The organism is Salipiger sp. PrR003 (genome assembly GCF_010500785.1).
In the GTDB taxonomy this organism is placed as follows: domain Bacteria; phylum Pseudomonadota; class Alphaproteobacteria; order Rhodobacterales; family Rhodobacteraceae; genus Salipiger; species Salipiger pacificus_A.
In genome coordinates this window covers 38,479-52,894 of sequence record NZ_JAAGOV010000031.1, presented here as the reverse complement: position 1 = coordinate 52,894, position 14,416 = coordinate 38,479, and the positions used below count along the sequence as shown (strand labels likewise).

16 protein-coding genes are annotated in these 14,416 nt (G+C 67.4%); 3 read left to right on the top strand and 13 right to left on the bottom strand.

Annotated elements, in window-relative coordinates:
* Positions 1-44: 44 nt before the first annotated feature.
* On the bottom strand, positions 45-1,529 hold the full coding sequence (locus G0D83_RS07375; protein WP_108966859.1) for an AMP nucleosidase: 1,485 nt from the start codon (positions 1,527-1,529) through the stop codon (positions 45-47).
* 110 nt (positions 1,530-1,639) lie between these two features.
* Between G0D83_RS07375 and G0D83_RS07370 the strand changes: the two genes are divergently transcribed.
* Complete coding sequence (locus tag G0D83_RS07370; protein WP_164191338.1) at positions 1,640-2,617, top strand: DNA topoisomerase IB; 978 nt, start codon at positions 1,640-1,642, stop codon at positions 2,615-2,617.
* A gap of 3 nt (positions 2,618-2,620) precedes the next feature.
* Here G0D83_RS07370 and G0D83_RS07365 read toward each other — a convergent pair whose 3' ends face one another.
* Positions 2,621-3,121 carry a lytic transglycosylase domain-containing protein gene (locus G0D83_RS07365; protein WP_235940019.1) on the bottom strand — a complete coding sequence of 167 codons (501 nt, stop codon included), beginning with the start codon at positions 3,119-3,121 and terminating at the stop codon, positions 2,621-2,623.
* A 141-nt stretch (positions 3,122-3,262) separates the two neighbouring features.
* Between G0D83_RS07365 and G0D83_RS07360 the strand changes: the two genes are divergently transcribed.
* Positions 3,263-4,117 carry an SDR family oxidoreductase gene (locus G0D83_RS07360; RefSeq protein ID WP_164191335.1) on the top strand — a complete coding sequence of 285 codons (855 nt, stop codon included), beginning with the start codon at positions 3,263-3,265 and terminating at the stop codon, positions 4,115-4,117.
* 12 nt (positions 4,118-4,129) lie between these two features.
* On the opposite strand, the gene queF is transcribed toward G0D83_RS07360, so the two are convergent.
* The 10 genes from queF to G0D83_RS07310 all read right to left on the bottom strand — a co-directional run bounded on the left by queF (position 4,130) and on the right by G0D83_RS07310 (position 11,914).
* Entirely contained in the window at positions 4,130-4,594 is a 465-nt protein-coding gene (gene queF, locus G0D83_RS07355) for a preQ(1) synthase (RefSeq protein ID WP_164191332.1), read from the bottom strand.
* Between the two features lie 24 nt (positions 4,595-4,618).
* Entirely contained in the window at positions 4,619-5,326 is a 708-nt protein-coding gene (gene queE, locus G0D83_RS07350) for a 7-carboxy-7-deazaguanine synthase QueE (protein WP_164191329.1), read from the bottom strand.
* 1 nt (position 5,327) lies between these two features.
* On the bottom strand, positions 5,328-5,696 hold the full coding sequence (gene queD / locus G0D83_RS07345; protein ID WP_164191326.1) for a 6-carboxytetrahydropterin synthase QueD: 369 nt from the start codon (positions 5,694-5,696) through the stop codon (positions 5,328-5,330).
* Complete coding sequence (gene queC, locus G0D83_RS07340; protein WP_164191317.1) at positions 5,696-6,397, bottom strand: 7-cyano-7-deazaguanine synthase QueC; 702 nt, start codon at positions 6,395-6,397, stop codon at positions 5,696-5,698. Before queC ends, queD begins: the two co-directional genes overlap by 1 nt.
* 219 nt (positions 6,398-6,616) lie before the next feature.
* Positions 6,617-8,542, bottom strand: a complete 1,926-nt coding sequence (dxs, locus tag G0D83_RS07335; RefSeq protein ID WP_164191296.1) for a 1-deoxy-D-xylulose-5-phosphate synthase — start codon at positions 8,540-8,542, stop codon at positions 6,617-6,619.
* A gap of 17 nt (positions 8,543-8,559) precedes the next feature.
* Complete coding sequence (locus G0D83_RS07330) at positions 8,560-9,429, bottom strand: polyprenyl synthetase family protein (RefSeq protein ID WP_164191293.1); 870 nt, start codon at positions 9,427-9,429, stop codon at positions 8,560-8,562.
* A 6-nt stretch (positions 9,430-9,435) separates the two neighbouring features.
* The gene (locus G0D83_RS07325) at positions 9,436-9,678 is read right to left on the bottom strand and encodes an exodeoxyribonuclease VII small subunit (RefSeq protein ID WP_108966880.1); all 243 of its coding nucleotides are present in this window, start codon (positions 9,676-9,678) and stop codon (positions 9,436-9,438) included.
* Positions 9,675-10,601: a histone deacetylase family protein gene (locus G0D83_RS07320; RefSeq protein WP_164191289.1), complete on the bottom strand. Its 927-nt coding sequence runs from the start codon at positions 10,599-10,601 to the stop codon at positions 9,675-9,677. The genes G0D83_RS07325 and G0D83_RS07320 overlap by 4 nt, the downstream gene beginning before the upstream one ends.
* 99 nt (positions 10,602-10,700) lie before the next feature.
* Positions 10,701-11,405, bottom strand: a complete 705-nt coding sequence (locus G0D83_RS07315) for a response regulator (RefSeq protein ID WP_108966884.1) — start codon at positions 11,403-11,405, stop codon at positions 10,701-10,703.
* Positions 11,402-11,914, bottom strand: a complete 513-nt coding sequence (locus tag G0D83_RS07310; protein ID WP_108966886.1) for a MarR family winged helix-turn-helix transcriptional regulator — start codon at positions 11,912-11,914, stop codon at positions 11,402-11,404. The genes G0D83_RS07315 and G0D83_RS07310 overlap by 4 nt, the downstream gene beginning before the upstream one ends.
* Before the next feature lie 155 nt (positions 11,915-12,069).
* On the opposite strand from G0D83_RS07310, the gene G0D83_RS07305 reads away from it, so the two are divergent.
* Positions 12,070-12,939 (top strand): branched-chain amino acid aminotransferase, encoded by an 870-nt coding sequence (locus tag G0D83_RS07305; RefSeq protein WP_164191286.1) that lies wholly within the window; start codon positions 12,070-12,072, stop codon positions 12,937-12,939.
* A gap of 112 nt (positions 12,940-13,051) precedes the next feature.
* Here the strand turns inward: G0D83_RS07305 and G0D83_RS07300 are convergent, their stop codons facing one another.
* Positions 13,052-14,302: a PAS domain-containing protein gene (locus G0D83_RS07300; protein WP_164191282.1), complete on the bottom strand. Its 1,251-nt coding sequence runs from the start codon at positions 14,300-14,302 to the stop codon at positions 13,052-13,054.
* Between the last annotated feature and the right edge of the window lie 114 nt (positions 14,303-14,416).

The window sequence follows — 14,416 nt, the reverse complement described above, 5'->3', positions numbered from 1 at the left end:
GTTTGCAAGAGAAATCTACGCGTTTCGAGCTGCAAACCGCCAGATCACAGGAAGGCTGTTTCGTCGAAGCTACGCAATTTACGGCTATGGATCCGTTCGAGCGGCATCGAACGGAGATGCTCCATGGCTCTTATCCCGATCATCAGGTGACGCGCCACCTGTGTCTTGTAGAAATCGGACGCCATTCCGGGCAGTTTCAGCTCGCCGTGCAGCGGTTTGTCGCTGACGCAAAGCAAGGTGCCATAGGGCACCCGGAAGCGGAAGCCGTTGGCGGCGATGGTCGCACTTTCCATGTCGAGCGCCACGGCGCGGCACTGGCTCAGCCGCTGCACAGGGCCGCGCTGGTCGCGCAACTCCCAGTTGCGGTTGTCCACCGAGGCGACGGTGCCGGTGCGCATCACCCGCTTGAGATCATAGCCCGAGAGCTGCGTCTCCTCCTCAACCGCATCTTCCAGCGCCACCTGAATCTCGGCCAGCGCCGGGATTGGCACCCAGACCGGCAGGTCGTCGTCGAGCACCTTGTCCTCGCGCAGATAGGCGTGGGCCAGCACGAAATCTCCAAGGCTCTGCGAATTGCGCAGCCCGGCGCAGTGGCCGACCATCAGCCATGCGTGCGGGCGCAGCACGGCGATGTGGTCGGTGGCGGTCTTGGCGTTCGACGGGCCGACGCCGATGTTGACCAGGGTGATCCCCGAGCCGTCCTTGCGTTTGAGGTGGTAGGTCGGCATCTGCGGCATCTTCGCGGTGAGCGGGATCTCGGTCTCGGCATCGGTGATCTCGACGTTCCCGGTCGAGACGAAGGAGATGTAACCGCTCTCGGGGTCGGCAAGCTGCTTGCGGGCATAGGCCTCGAACTCGCTGACGTAGAACTGGTAGTTGGTGAAGAGCACGTGGTTCTGGAAATGCGCGGGGTCGGTGGCGGTGTAATGCGCCAGCCGGGCCAGCGAGTAATCCACCCGCTGCGCGGTGAAGGGGGCCAGCGGCTCGGTGCCGTCGGGCGCCGGGCGCGCCACGCCGTTGACGATGTCGTCGTTGGTGGTGCTCAGGTCCGGCACGTCGAAGACGTCGCGCAGGATGAACTGACCCGCCCCTTCCTGCGGCACGGTCAGCTCGGGGAAATTGGCGACCGCGAAATGAACCGGCATCGGGGTGTCCGACAGACCCACCTGCACCTTCACGCCGTGGTTTTCGATCAACAGCCCGATCTGCTGCTTCAGGTACTGCCGGAACAGGTCCGGCCGGGTGATCGAGGTGGCATGGGTGCCCGGCGCCGAGACGTGGCCGAAGCTGAGGCGGCTGTCGACCTTGGCGAAGCTGGTCGTGGTGATCCGCACCTCGGGATAGAAGGCGCGGTAGCGGACGCCCGGATGCCCCTCGGCCATGGACGACAGGAAGTGCTCCTTCAGGAACTCCGAGGCCTGGGCGTAAAGCATGCAGAGCCGCTCGACCGCCGCCTCGGCTTCGTCAAAGAGCTCCGGCTCCGGGGCCTCGGGGGAAACGATCTGCAATTTCGCCTGCATGTCCTGCATCTGCGGCTCCTTCCGCTATTTTTCAAGCCAGCGTGGCAGGAAGAGGTGGCGGGTTCAAGACGTCGCGATCAGCCTGCGGAACCGGCGTACCGCGCGCGGCGTTCGCAGGCATGACCCCGCGCCTCGATCTCATCTACTACCCTGACAGCCAGCCCGGCATCCTGCGCCGGCGCTGCGGGCGCGGCTTCAGCTATATCGCCCCCGACGGCACACGGATCGACGCCGCCGAGGAGCGCGCCCGGATCAGGGCGCTGGCGGTGCCCCCGGCCTACGAACAGGTGTGGATCTGCCCGCGCGCCAACGGCCACCTGCAGGCCACCGGCCGCGACGCGCGGGACCGCAAGCAATACCGCTATCACCCCGACTGGACAGCATTTCGGTCAGAGCGAAAATATGGGCATCTCGCCGAGTTCGGTGCTGCCCTGCCCGGCCTCAGGCGCAGCATACTCGGCCAGCTCCGCGCCCGCGATCCCGGCGACAGGGAGTTCGCTCTGGCCGCCACTCTGGCACTTCTGGATCGCGCCGGGCTGCGCGTCGGCAATGCCGATTACGCGATGGAGAACGGCAGCTACGGGGCGACCACGCTGCGCGGCACGCACCTGCGGCTCGACGGCGGCACGCTGCACCTGCGCTTCCCCGGCAAGGGCGGCAAGCGCGTCCACAAGCAACTGAAGGACCGCACTCTGCAGCGCGCCCTCACCGCGCTCGGCGACCTGCCCGGCAAGGAGCTGATCGCCTGGCTCGACGAGGATGGCCAGCCGCACGGATTGCGCTCCGACGAGATCAACCGCTGGCTGGCCGAGCGGACCGGCAACCCGGCGCTCACCGCCAAGACCTTCCGTACCTGGAACGGCAGCGTCGCGGCGCTGGAGGCGGCGCGGAGCGCGGAGCGGATCAGCATCAAGGCGATGGCCGAGGCGGCGGCAGAGCGGCTGGCCAATACGCCGACCGTGGCGCGCAACTCCTACATCCATCCGGAGGTGATCGCCCTTGCCGAGACCGGCCTGCCGAAGGCGCTGGATCGCGCGCCCGACCGCCCGGGGCTGCGCCGGTCCGAGGCGCAACTGCTCGCCCTTCTGGAACGCTGAGGCTCAGCCCCGGCGCAGGCCGGTCGCGACAAGCATGCCGCGCCGCTTGGCCTCGTAGTAATAGCCCTTGGCATAGAGCCCGATGGCCGCGTCGGGATTGCCATCCGACAGCAACCAGGCGCCGCGCAGGTATTTCACGCCGTATTCGAGGTTGGTGTCCGCATCGAGCAGCTCGCGCGGCTTTCCCTGGAAGCCCATGGTGCGCGCTGTGGCGGGGAGGATCTGCAGCAGGCCGTAATAGGGACCATTGCGCGCCTCGGGGGTATGGGTGCTCTCGCGGATCGCGAGACGGTGGACCAAGCGCCGGGGCACCTCGTAATAGTCGGACCACTTGTTGATCGATGCGCGCAACTCGGGGGTCTCGTTGGGATAGAGCGGCGGGTCGAAGCGCGTCACCTCGGGCGTCTCTTCCTGCTGCACGGCGCAGGCAGAGAGCGGCGCCACCAGCGGCACGAGCACAAGCGACAGCCAGGCGCGCCGGGTCATTTCGGTCTTTCGGGACATTCCGAATTCCACGTAGCCTCAGATACGCCCTGATACCTCCATTGCGCGCTTTGGCCTATCCCGCGCGATGCCGCATGAGCGGAAGGGCGCCTGCCCGCACGGGGCTTGCCAAGCGCCCCGCCTCGCCGCAGGTTGCCGCGCATGACACGCACGCTTCTCACTCTCGGGCACGGCTATTCCGCCGCCGCCCTCACCCGCCGCCTGATCCCTCAAGGCTGGCGCGTGCTCGGCACCCACCGCGACCCCTCCAAGGCATCCGACCTCAAGGCGCAGGGCGTCGAGCCCGTGCTCTGGCAGCGCGACGCGCTCGAGGCGGCGCTGGCGCAGGCCAGCCATGTGCTCGTGTCCGCCGGCCCGCGCGATGGCGGCGATCCCGCGCTGGACGAGATCGGTGCCGCCATCGCCCAACGTGCCCCGACGCTCGACTGGCTCGGCTACCTCTCGACCACTGGCGTCTACGGCGATCACGGCGGCGACTGGGTGGACGAGGACACGCCCCTCGCCCCCACCACGGCGCGCGGCAAGGCCCGCGTCGAGGCCGAGGCGGCCTGGCAGGCCATCGACGGGTTGCCCCTGCACATCTTCCGGCTTGCAGGCATCTATGGCCCCGGCCGCGGCCCCTTCGAAAAGGTCCGCCAAGGCACGGCACGGCGCATCGTCAAGCCCGGACAGGTGTTCAGTCGCATCCACGTCGAGGACATCGCGCAGGCGCTCGAGGCCTCGATCCGCCAGCCCCGCCCCGGCGCCATCTACAACCTCTGCGACGACGACCCCGCCCCGCCCGAGGCGGTGCTGCAGCACGCCGCCGCCCTGCTCGGCCTGCCGCCGCCGCGCGAGGTCGCCTTCGACGCTGCAGAGATGAGCCCCATGGCGCGCAGCTTCTACGCCGAGAACAAGCGGGTAAGGAACGACCGCATCAAGCATGAGCTGGGTGTCACGCTGCTCTACCCGGACTACCGGGCGGGTCTCGCAGCGCTGCTCGCTGAGGAGCGCTGAGGCCCGGTCCTCTCAGCCGCGCCCGCGATAGGGCGGCACGCCCTGGTCCGGGATCCACACCCCCTTGGGCATCGGCCCGGTCTGGTAGAAGACGTCGATCGGGATGCCGCCACGCGGATACCAGTAGCCGCCGATGCGCAGCCATTGCGGCTCGAGGAAGTCCACCAGCCGCCGGGCGATCGAGATGGTGCAATCCTCGTGGAAGGCGCCGTGGTTGCGGAAGGCGCCAAGGTAGAGCTTCAGCGCCTTGCTTTCGACCAGCCAGGCCCCCGGCACGTAGTCAATCACCAGATGCGCGAAATCGGGCTGGCCGGTCATCGGGCAGAGCGAGGTGAATTCGGGTGCGGTGAAGCGCACGTTGTAGGCGACGTCGGCCTGCGGGTTCGGGACGCGCTCGAGCTCTGCCTCCTCGGGCGAGGTGGGCAGTACCGTGGCACCACCGAGTTGCTTGAGGTTGCTGTAGATGCTGTCGGTCATTTCGGGAACTCCGGAAATGGGATTTCAAACGCCGCGCTTGTTGCCCCAGAGGAGCACATGCAGCTGCGGCAAAATGCGGGGGGCGAACCATCCGTCGGCGGTGGCCGTCTCGGTGAGCCACAGAAGCCTTTCGGCAAGGCCCTGCGGATCGACCGGCACTTGCGGATCGACCTCGGGGTTGCCGGGCTGCAGGTAGAGCGGCAGCTCGGGATGGCGGGCGTGGGCATCCTTCGCCCAGGCGTAGTCAGCAGCGTCGAAGATCACGATCTTCATCACCACTTGCCGCGCGCCCTGCCCCGAAGCGACGCAGGCGGCAAAGATGTCCCAGTCCACCGTCTCGCCGCTCGAGGGTGGCTTGGGGCTGAGCACCAGCGTGTCGAGGCGCGCGAACCACGGGCGCGCCACCGAGCCCTGCGTCTCGCAGGCGAAGCGGTAGCCCTCTGCCCGGCCGATCTCGATCACCGGGCCGAAGTCCTGGATCGCCGGGTTGCCGCCGCTCAGCGAGACGGTGATCGGTCGCCCGCCCGACAGGCGCGTGACTTCGGCCCAGACCTCATCGTCGCTCATCGGGGTCCAGCTGTGACGAAAGGCGCTGTCCACGGCGTGCAGGCTGTCGCACCAGCTGCAGCGGTAGTCGCAGCCGCCTGCGCGGACAAAGACGGTGGGCTCGCCGATCAGCGCGCCCTCACCCTGGATTGTCGGGCCGAAAATCTCGGCAATGCGCAGCACCATGTCAGGCGGCCTGCGGCGCGGGCCGGTACTCGGCCCAGGTCTTCGGCGTCTCGCTGACCTTGACCGAGGCGGTTTCGGGCCAGCGCGCGGCGCACCATTCGTAGAAATGCAGCGCGAGGTTCTCGGCGGTCGAGGCCACGTTCAGCACGTCGTTGAGATGCCGGTGATCGAAGTACTCGTCGATATAGGCCTTGAGCGGCGCCAGCTCGTGATAGTCGCGCACGAAGCCGTCCGCATTGAGCGCGCGCGCCGCCAACTCGACGACGACGATGTAGTTGTGGCCGTGCATCCGGGCGCATTGGTGATCGCTCGGCAGATGCGTCAGCTGGTGCGAGGCAGAGAAGTGGAACTCCTTGCTGATCCGGAACATCACGCCTCCTCCCGGCTGGCGACGGCCCGGACCCAGAAGTCGGGGTCGGCGTAGACGGTCGGATCCTCGATCCCCGCAAGGTGGAACGCCTCGCGCCGCTCGACGCAGGTGCCGCAGCAGCCGCAATGCACCTCGCCACCCTTGTAGCAGGACCAAGTCTCGGCGAAGGGGGTGCCGCACCTTGCCCCCTCGGTGACGATGTCCGCCTTGCTGCGCTCGACGAAGGGCGTGTAGAGTTGCACATCCGCGTAGCCGTCGAGCGCCGCGCGCTGCATCGCCTCGAAAGCGCGGGTGAAGCCGGGGCGGCAGTCGGGGTAGATGAAGTGATCCCCGCCATGCACGGCGGTGGCAACCGCCTCGTCACCATTGGCCGCGGCGACGCCGAAGGCGATGGCGAGCATGATGGCGTTGCGGTTGGGGACCACGGTGATGCGCATGGTCTCCTCGGCGTAATGCCCGTCGGGCACGTCGATGTCCGAGGTCAGCGCCGAACCGGTGAGCGCGGCGCCGATGCCGCGCATGTCGATGCGCTGGAACGGTACACCGAGCCGCGCGGCGGCGGCCTTGGCGAAGTCCAGTTCCTTGGCGTGTCGCTGGCCGTAGTCGAAGGAGACGAGGCGCGTGAGATCGCCGTTTGCGGCAACCATATGGGCGAGCGAGACGGAATCCAGCCCGCCGGAGCAGATGACGATAGTCTTCATTTGTGAACCCTTGTTTTGATGACCGGGTAGGCTGCGACCGGTGTGGGGCGCGTCCTAACCGGTCGCCCTGATCGGGGCAAGGGTTTTGGGCCCGGCGACACGCAAGCGTGTGCGCGCCGGCAAGGGGAAGCCAGAGTGGGGGCGCGCCCTCGCCCTGCGGGCACACCCCCAAGTATCTTCTCCGTCGAAGAAAGGCGGAGGTGCCCGCCCGGGCTGCGGTCAGGCGCGCTTGTTGAGGACGTCCACGCCGAGTGTGGTGAGGACCTTTTCCTCGATCTGTTCGGCATTGAGACCGGCCGTCGCATACATGTCGGCGGGGCTGGAGTGGTCGATGAAGGTGTCAGGCAGCACCATCGAGCGAAATTTCAGTCCGTGGTCGAAGACGCCCTCCTCCGACAGCAGCTGCGCAACGTGGCTGCCGAAACCGCCGACCGCCCCCTCCTCAATGGTGAACAGCGCCTCGTGGTCCTGCGCCAATTGCAGGATCAGTTCGCGGTCGAGCGGCTTGGCGAAGCGGGCGTCGGCCACGGTCGGGGAGATGCCCCGCGCCTCGAGTTTCTCGCAGGCCTTGAGCACCTCCTGCAGCCGCGTGCCAAAGCTGAGGATCGCCACCCTGCTTCCGCTCCGGATCATCCGGCCCTTGCCAATGGGAAGGATCTGCGGGGTCTCGGGCATCTCGACGCCCACGCCCTCGCCGCGCGGGTAGCGGAACGCGATGGGCCCCTCGTCATGCGCGGCGGCGGTGGCGACCATATTGACCAGTTCGGCCTCGTCGGCGGCGGCCATGACCACCATGCCCGGCAAGTTTGCCATGAAGGCGATGTCATAGGCGCCCGCGTGGGTGGCGCCGTCGGCGCCCACCAGCCCGGCGCGGTCGATGGCGAAGCGCACCGGCAGGCGCTGGATCGCCACGTCGTGCACCACCTGATCATAGCCACGCTGCAGGAAGGTCGAATACATGGCGCAGAAGGGTTTCATCCCGCCCGCCGCGAGGCCCGCGGAGAAGGTCACCCCGTGCTGCTCGGCGATGCCCACGTCGAAAACGCGGTCCGGGAAGCGCTCGGCCATCAGGTCGAGCCCGGTGCCGTCGGGCATGGCGGCGGTCACCGCGCAGATCCGCGGGTCCGCGGCGGCGAGCTGCGTGAGGGCTCTGGCGAAGACCTTGGTGTAGGAGGGCGCGTTGGAGGGCGCCTTCTTCTGCTCGCCGGTGACCACGTCGAACTTGGCGCGGGCATGGCCGCGGTCGGCCGAGCCCTCGGCCGGGGCATAGCCCTTGCCCTTCTTGGTCAGCACGTGGATCAGGATCGGTCCGGTGGCCCGCGCCTTGACCGCGCGCAGCACCGGCAGCAGCTGGTCGAGGTCGTGCCCGTCGATCGGGCCGAGGTAGGAAAAGCCCAGCTCCTCGAAAAGCGTGCCGCCCACCGTCATCGACTTCAGCAAGTCCTTGGCGCGCTTGGCACCCTCGCGGAAGGGCGGCGGCAGCAGGCTCACGGCACCCTTGGCTGCGGCCTTGAGATCGTGGAACGGCGCCTCGGCATAGAGCCGGCTGAGGTAGGACGACATGGCGCCGGTCGGCGGCGCGATCGACATCTCGTTGTCGTTGAGGATGACGATCAGCCGCTTGCCGAGATGGCCAGCGTTGTTCATCGCCTCGAAGGCCATGCCCGCCGACATCGAGCCGTCGCCGATCACCGCGATGGCATCGCCAAGCCCGGTCTCGCAGGAACCGCCGAGCTCGCGCGCCATGGCAAATCCGAGCGCGGCGCTGATCGAGGTCGAGCTGTGGCCGGCGCCGAAGGGGTCATAGGGGCTTTCGGAGCGTTTCGCGAAGCCCGACAGCCCATCCTTCATGCGCAGCGTGCGGATGCGGTCGCGGCGGCCGGTGAGGATCTTGTGCGGGTAGCACTGGTGCGAGACGTCCCAGATCAGCTTGTCTCGCGGCGTGTCGAAGACCGCGTGCAATGCCACCGTCAGCTCCACCACGCCGAGCCCGGCCCCAAGGTGCCCCCCCGTTTCGGACACAGCCGAAATGGTTTCGGAGCGCAACTCGTGGGCAAGCCGGATCAGCTCGTCATCCGAGAGCCGCTTGAGATCGGCGGGCGTGGTCACACGGTCGAGCATGGGAGTCTCGGGGCGGGAGGACATAGGGTGCACCTCTGGCGTCAGTTGCTGCGGGAGATAACGAAGCGCGCTGCGGCCCGCAAGTTTTCCGCCCGGTCTGCATAGGGAGATAGTGCGTCGCAGGCCTCGTCCACCAGTTGCTGCGCGCGCAGCTTGGCGGCGTCGAGTCCCAGCAGCGAGACGAAGGTGGCCTTGCCGCGCCCGGCATCCTTGCCCACGGCCTTGCCCATCATCGCCGCATCGCCTTCGACGTCGAGGATGTCGTCGGCGATCTGGAAGGCAAGACCGAGCCGGTCCGCGTAAGCGGTGAGCGGCGCCGGGTCGACCTCGGCCAGCCGCGCGCCGGCCTCGGCGGACCAGCGGATCAAAGCCCCGGTCTTGCCTGCCTGCAGCGCGGTGATCTGCGCCAGGTCCAGCGGCACGTCGGTGGCCTCGGCGGCCATGTCGAGCGCCTGCCCCATGACCATGCCGCGCGCGCCCGCGGCGCGGGCCAGCGACAGCGCCAGATCGGCGCGCACCGCGCCCGAGGGATGGCAACGCGGGTCGCTCACCAGCTCGAAGCCGAGCGCCTGCAGCGCATCCCCGGCGAGGACCGCCGTCGCCTCGTCCCACTTGCGGTGCACCGTGGGCAGACCCCGGCGCAGGTCGTCATTGTCCATGCAAGGCAGATCGTCATGCACCAGCGAATAGGCGTGCACGGCCTCGATGGCGCAGGCGGGCCAGATCGCGTGGCCCTCGGGCACCCCGTGCAGCCGGGCGGATTCCAGCACCAGATACCCGCGCAGCGCCTTGCCGCCGCGGGTGGCATAGCCCATGGCCTCGACCACCGGCAGTGCCTCGTGCTCGTCCAGGACACTTTCGAGGTGGGCGGCGACTGCCGCCGCCGCACCGACCAGGGATTGTGCGAACATGGAAGGTCAGAGCCCCTCGACCGGCTTGGTGCCCGTGGGCTCGCCGTTCGCGTCGAGGGTGATCGCGGCGACCTTCTCCTCGGCCGCCTTGAGCTTGGTCTCGCAGTGCTTCCGCAACTCGCTGCCGCGCTGGTAGAGCGCAATCGACTCCTCGAGCGGCACCTCGCCGCGTTCGAGCTGGGTCACCACCTGCTCGAGCTCCGCCATTGCCTGTTCAAAGCTCATCTCTGCGACGGGGGTGTCAGTCATCTGCCTGCCTCGATCAATTCTTCTACGTGCACCCGGGCCGAGTCCGCGAGCGCGCGCAGATCATAACCACCTTCGAGAAGCGAGACCACCCGCCCCTGCGCGGTGCCCTGCGCGATCCGGCAAAGCTCGCGGGTGAGCCATTCGAAGTCCTCCTCATGCCAGTTGAGCTCGGCCAGCGGGTCGTCGGCATGGGCGTCGAAGCCGGCCGAAACGATGACGAGCTCGGGACGGAAGGCCTCGAGCCGCGGGAAGGCCTGTGCCGCGTAGGCGGCGCGCATCTCCGCGCCTCCGCTGCCCGGCGGCAGGGGGAGGTTGAGCACATTGTGGTGCCCACCGGTCTCGTCGGCCGCGCCGGTACCGGGCCAGAGCGGGTATTGCTGCGAGGTGACAACCAAAGCGCGCGGCTCATCCCAGAGAAGGGCCTGCGTGCCGTTGCCGTGGTGCACGTCAAAGTCGACGATGGCGACGCGCTCCAGCCCGTGGTGGTCGAGCGCGTGTTTCGCCGCGATCGCCGCATTGCCGAAGAGGCAGAAGCCCATGGGCGTCTCGGCCTCGGCGTGGTGGCCCGGCGGACGGGTGGCGCAGAAGGCGGTTTTCACCTCCCCCGCCAGCACCGCATCCACCGCCCGCACCGCTCCGCCGACCGCGCGCCGCGCGGCCTCCAGCGAACGCGGCGAGAGCCAGGTGTCCTCGTCGAGCGGGATCAGCCCCTCGCCGGGCAGCGCCCCGCTCAGCCGGTCGAGATAGGCCTGAGGGTGCACCCGCAGGATGTCGCGATCCTCGCAGCGCGGCGCGGCGAGGCGCAACAGATCAAGCCCCTGCAAGGCGTGCAGCACGTGGTCGAGCCGGGCCACCTGTTCGGGGTGGCCGTCGGGCGTCAGGTGGTCGAGACAGTCGGCATGGGTGATCAGCGCGCAGCCCATTGTGGCCCTCCTCCGGTTGTGGGTCCGGGGCAGCAGAGCGTGATTCCTCTGCAGGGACAAGGGCAGGCGCGCCGGCAAGCGGACCCCCTCCTGCTGCGGTCAATCCGGCGCGAGCATGTATCCTGCGCCGCGCACGGTCTGCAGATAGCGCGGTTGCTTGGGATCGCTCTCGATTTTACGGCGCAGGCGGGTGATCTGCACGTCGACCGCGCGCTCCTGCGCCTGACCCTTGTCACGGCCCAGTTCCTCCACCAGCCGCGTGCGGCTCAGCGCCTCGCCGGGCTTGGCCGAGAAGATGCGCATCAGCTGGCTCTCGGTCGCGGTCAGCCGCACCAGGTCGTCGCCGTGCCACATCTCGCCGCGCTCGATGTCGTAGCGGATCGGGCCGAGGGTCAGCAGCTTGGGCTGGATCGCGTCGGCGGCGGGGCTCTCGGGCATGCGGCGCAGGATCGCGTTGATCCGCAGCAACAGCTCCTTGGGCTCGAAGGGCTTGGCCAGGTAGTCGTCCGCCCCGGCCTCGAGCCCGGCAATCCGGTCCTCGGTCTCGCCCCGGGCGGTGAGCAGCATGATCGGCGTGTGGCGGGTCTCGCGAAGCGCGCGGGTGAGGCTGATGCCGTCCTCACCGGGCATCATCACGTCGAGCACGATCAGATCGAAATCGAGCCCCGCGAGAAGCCGCCGCGCATGCGCCGCGTCGCGCGCCGCGCTAACAAGAAAGCCGTGGCGGATCAGGAACTTCTGCAGCAGGCTCCGGATGCGTTCATCGTCGTCGACGATCAGCAGATGCGCGTCTGGATCGCTCATCCACGGTTCTCCCGGAGCCGCTGGTACTGGCGCTGCATCTCGGGGTCCATCATCGCCTCGAGCACCTGCTTGAAGCCCGCCACCGCCTCGGGTCCGACCTGCCGGTACGCCGCCCGCATCCGCGCGCGCTGCGCGTCCGAGAGCTGCTTTTCCAGCGCGTCCCCGGCCTCGGTCAGGTAAAGATGGCGCTCGCGCTTGTCGGCGCGGCCAACTCGGCTTTCGACCAGCCCGTCCTCGACCAGCGTGCGCAGCACCCGGTTGAGCGATTGCTTGGTGACCCCGAGAATATTGAGCAGATTGTTGACCGTCGTGCCCGGCGCGCAATGGATGAAATGGATCGCGCGATGGTGGGCCCGACCGTAGCTGAGCCCCTGCAGGATGCGGTCCGGGTCGGCGGTGAACCCGCGATAGGCGAAGAACATCGCCTCGATCCCCTGCCGCAGCTGCTCATCCGTCAGAAAGAGCAGCGACTCACCGCCCAGAACCTGACTTGCCGACGCCTCTGCCATGAAACCCTCTGCGTTCGTTTTCTGCACTTTAAGTCAGCGTTGTTGACATTCCAAGAGCGAACTGTTAGCGAGTCGCAGTTTTTGCGCAACATTATGTCCGAGGCGGACCTAAAGAACGCAACTAATGCAAAGCGCCTGTGTGAAGGAGATGACCCATGGACGGAGCTTTCGACGACCGCGACGGCAAGATCTGGATGGATGGCCAGATGGTGGAATGGCGAGATGCCAAGGTTCACGTCCTGACGCATGCGCTGCATTACGCGAGCTCGGTCTTCGAGGGCGAGCGGGCCTACAACGGCAAGATCTTCCTTGGCCACGAGCATTCCAAGCGGCTGCATTTCTCGGCCGGCGAGCTCGATTTCCAGATCCCCTATTCCGTTGAAGAAATCGACGCGGCCAAGGACGCGGTGCTGAAAGCCAACGGCTTCACCGATGCCTACGTGCGCGCTGTCGCATGGCGTGGCGCGGGTCAGGACATGGGCGTCGCCTCGGCGCGCAACCCGGTGCGCCTGGCGATCGCGGCCTGGGCTTGGGGCAACTACTACGGCGACGCCAAGATGAAGGGCGCCAAGCTCGACATCGCGAAGTGGAAGCGCCCGAGCCCGGAGACGATCCCCGTGCACGCCAAGGCGGCGGGTCTTTACATGATCTGCACCACCTCGAAACACGCCGCCGAAGCCAAGGGCTGCTCGGACGCGCTCTTCATGGACTACCGCGGCTACGTGGCCGAGGCGACCGGCGCCAACATCTTCTTCGTGAAGGATGGCGAGGTGCACACGCCGACGCCCGACTGCTTCCTCAACGGCCTGACCCGTCAGACGGTGATCAAGCTGCTGAAGGAAAAGGGCATCACCGTGCACGAGCGCCACATCATGCCCGAGGAGATGGAAGGCTTCGAGCAGTGCTGGCTGACCGGCACTGCCGCCGAGGTGACCCCGGTCGGACAGATTGGCGATTACACTTTCGAGGTTGGCGCGCTGACCCGCGACATCGCCGAGACCTACGAAAAGCTGGTCCGCTCGTAAGCGGCCGCTCAGGGGGGGTCGCCCCCCCCCGCCCCCGGGTTTCGCATCCCGACAACGGCCCGCGCCCCGCGCGGGCCGTTTGCCTGTGCGCCGGGCGCCGGGATGCGTCAGGTCAACTCATCGCGCGCAGCATCGCCGTATTTGACTGGATAACCGTGTTCAGCTCGACGATCCGGGCGAGCCGCGCCTCGATTTCATCCTGCCCCGCGTCGAGTTGGTCGACGATCCCGGCCAGAGAGTCCCCGGTGCCGCTGAGCGCCGCGCTCTCGATCTTGCACATCATGCGCGTGGAGCTGAGCCCGGTGACATAGCGCTTCATGTCCAGCACCGACCGCCCGAGCCGCGTCGCCTCGATCTCGACGACCTTGAGCGCATCGATCGCCGCCTTCTGAAAGACGATCTCCTCGGCGATCAGGGTTTCCTTGTCCCGGATGACGTCCTCTTTCGCGTTGGCATGGCGCACATCCTCCTGGAAGATCGCCGACATCTCTGCCTGCAGGCTGCCGGCATAAACGAGGAACTGGCCCTGCTGAATCGTCGTTAGCATGCGCATGTAGGTGCTGTCCTCCCCCTCGACGAAGCCGCGCACCCAAGCCGCCATTTCGTCGAGCATCGAGCCGTAGTTGACCGAGATGGCGCTGATCGGCCCACCAGCGTTTTCCAGCCGCGAGGCGAGGATGCGCATGTTCATCGGCACCGTGCGGATCGCCTTGATGATCTCGGTCATCCGGTCGGTTTCCTCGCGGATTTGCAGGATGGTCTTGGCCATGGTCATGAAGCGCAGCTGCCGGGGGCCGAGCTTGGTGCCCATGCGCTGCGCCCGGGCCTCCAGCTCCTGCGCGAGCGCGGCGGTCATGAACCCCTCGTAGGACGTGTAGCCAAGCTCCGCGACCTCGGCCAGCAGCATGTCCTTGCTGCGTACCGGGGTAACCCCCTGTTCGGTCTCCGCTTCGCGCAGGCGGGAATAGATTTCCTTCACCCGGTCGAGAAGACCGCAGCAGGGTTTGACCCGGACCGAGATATACCCCCCCGCGATCGGCCAGGCCACGGCGAGCACCCAGTAATAGCGCCCGTCCTTGGACTTGTTCTTCACGTAGGCGGCGACGTAATCCCCCGCCTTCAGCTTGTCCCAGTAGAGCTGGAACACCCCTTTGGGCATGTCGGGATGGCGCACCAGCTTGTGCGGCGCGCCTTTCAACTCCTCCCACATGTAGCCCGAGATCTTCCGGAACACGCTGTTGCCGTGAATGATCACGCCGCGTTCGTCGGTGCGCGAGAAGAACAGGTCCTTCAGCTCGAAGGGCACCTCGCCGACGGCGCTGTTGCGGGTTTGCGCGATAAGCTGGGAATCGTGTTGGGTCATAGGGGCCACGCGACTGGGAGTGAATCTCCGCGCAGCTTGCCCCTGCACCGGTTTCCGAAACGTGAAGAGCCGCGGTGATCCGCGGCTCTCCAGCGTTCTTTCGCCTGTACCAGC